Origin of the sequence: Trichocoleus sp. ST-U1, assembly GCF_039961835.1 — a bacterium.
Lineage (GTDB): Bacteria > Cyanobacteriota > Cyanobacteriia > Cyanobacteriales > FACHB-T130 > FACHB-T130.
The window spans coordinates 1-2271 of record NZ_JAMPJZ010000169.1 but is presented as its reverse complement, the minus strand read 5'-3'; the positions used below and the strand labels follow the sequence as shown (position 1 = coordinate 2271).

Here is a 2271-nt window from a genome sequence, read left to right as displayed (position 1 = left end):
TCGCTTGTAATGTCGAACTCTTGCCACAGCCAGATGGCCCAAATAGAACGGTTAAGCCGCTAGAAACTTCAAACTGAATATTTAAATGAAACTGCCCGCCAATGGTCGCCGACTTAGGCAGAAAATTTTTGCCAAAGGCGACTTTCAGCATGGAATACACATCGAATGTCCCAACGCAATTCCTCTTTAGTTTTGTTAGGGTATATGTTAACAATTGTCAACGAACGCGCACAGCTACTCGGCGGTTATGGCGATCAATCTTGCTCAATCTTCTGCTTCACCCCAGCCACCAGCCCAGAATACAACAGCACTCAGGCAAGTCTTTGAGACGATTCAGGCTGATAGTTGTCCGCACTCCTATAACTTTCATATGCACACCGTCTACTCGGATGGTCGTTTGTCACCGAGTGCGTTGATGGAACAGGCGATCGCGATAGGTCTTAAAGGGCTGGCGATCACCGATCACCATACGATTGGCGGTTTCAAAGAGGCTCAATACTGGCTGCAAAACACCTACACAAATCCTGATTCCGCCCACTTACCCCACTTGTGGATCGGCACCGAAATCACCTCTAGCCTGCTGAACACAGAAGTCCACATCCTTTGCTATGCTTTCGATCCAGAACACTCTGCGATGAAGCAATATCTGAAAGGCTCTGCACCCAAGGGCGGTGATGCTGACGCTGCCAATGTGATTGCCGCCGTCCATCAGTCGGGTGGTTTTGCCGTCTTGGCTCATCCAGCCCGCTACCGCCTTCCTGCTGCAAAACTTATCCCTGCTGCCGCTGAGGCAGGCATTGACGGCGTTGAAACCTACTACGCCTACAACAACCCTAGCCCTTGGCAATCCAGTCCGAGGGAAACGAAAGAAGTGGAACAGCTCGCTGCCACTTATGGTTTGTTCAGCACCTGTGGCACCGATACTCACGGTTTAAATTTGCTGCAACGCCTGTAACACCCAATCCCTCTAGGCAAGCTCCAGAACAGGGCAGGGCTGATTCATTGGTGAGAGAAAAAAGAGAATGAAGAAAATGGAGAGGTAGTCGTTGTCTGCCTTAGTGTAATCCCTCTTTTGTTACTAGGGGGAGAGGAGAATCAGGAAGGAAACCAGAAATAGTAAGTAACAGCGATGGTTACGCCACGTACAGAAGCAGTAAATACAGTCGGCTTCATCGATAACTATTGTCAACACTATTATTCAATATTTGAGGATGTCAGAGGATGTTTGGAAAGACGGAGAGAGTACATAAAGGGTCAGGCAAGTCTGCGTAGCATCAGTCGGCTCATGGCGATATAAATGAACGCTTCTGAGGAAGCTGGGATTCGCTCATAATCGACATTTAAGCGACGACACCAATGCAGCCAACCGTAAGTGCGTTCAACAGTCCAACGCTTAGGAAGTAGGACGAATCCTTGAGCGCCCTCTGGTCGCAGAACCACCTCTAAAAGCCAACGGAAGGTATCAATGACCCAATGTAGAAACGCTTCTCCCGAAAACCCACCATCGACCCAAATTCGAGTCAGTTGAGGAACCCGGTGACGTTCTTGGTTCAACGTTGCGAGCAATTGCTTGGCTCCTTCTCGTTCGGGCACACTGGCTGCAACCACCTGCACGACAATCAACAATCCCAATGTGTCAACCAGAGTAAAGCGGAAAGCGACCTTTAATTTTTTTGCCGCCATCATAGCCAACGGCTTGGTGAACCATGACAGAAGTAGGAACGGTTTGGGAATCCAGACTCGCCGCGGTTGGGTTGCTGTTGCGATTGGCATCAACCCTGACCCATTGAACGAGATGATCGTGAATGCGCTTCCAACTCCCGTCCGAAGCGCCACTTGCGGATATTTGTAGTACACCGTTGAATAGGGTGGATAATCATTAGACCTCCTGCACGAATCGGAAGATAGTGTGCCAGTTTGTAATCGCAGGCGGCACAATTAGAGTGAAACCGTATCGAAGCCTCAGAAGTGCTATGCCGTATCCAGACTTACAACCGCTTTCAGCAGGTGAGTTCAAGCGATTGTGTGGTGTCAGCCGTGCAACTTTTGCCGAGATGGTCACTGTGCTACGCCCGCACCTAGAGCGTCAAGGAAGGCGTGGAGGACAGCCGAAGCTGAGAGTGGAAGACCAACTGCTGGTGGCATTGGAGTATTGGCGAGAGTATCGGAGTCAGTTTCACATTGGAGCCAGTTGGGGTTTGCACGAGACAACGGTGGGGCGGATTATCCACAAGGTGGAAGACCTGCTGATCAAAAGTGGCAAGTTTCGCT

The 2271-nt window shown here is 50.0% G+C and carries 3 protein-coding genes; 2 read left to right on the top strand and 1 reads right to left on the bottom strand.

Annotated elements, in window-relative coordinates:
• The first annotated feature begins 247 nt into the window (after positions 1-247).
• Positions 248-955 carry a PHP domain-containing protein gene (locus tag NDA06_RS26570; protein ID WP_190986959.1) on the top strand — a complete coding sequence of 236 codons (708 nt, stop codon included), beginning with the start codon at positions 248-250 and terminating at the stop codon, positions 953-955.
• Positions 956-1254: 299 nt separating this feature from the next.
• On the opposite strand, the gene NDA06_RS26565 is transcribed toward NDA06_RS26570, so the two are convergent.
• Positions 1255-1773, bottom strand: a complete 519-nt coding sequence (locus NDA06_RS26565; protein WP_190525056.1) for a transposase — start codon at positions 1771-1773, stop codon at positions 1255-1257.
• Between the two features lie 200 nt (positions 1774-1973).
• Between NDA06_RS26565 and NDA06_RS26560 the strand changes: the two genes are divergently transcribed.
• Positions 1974-2271 (top strand): transposase family protein (locus NDA06_RS26560; protein ID WP_348251954.1); only part of this gene is annotated, 298 nt, incomplete at its 3' end.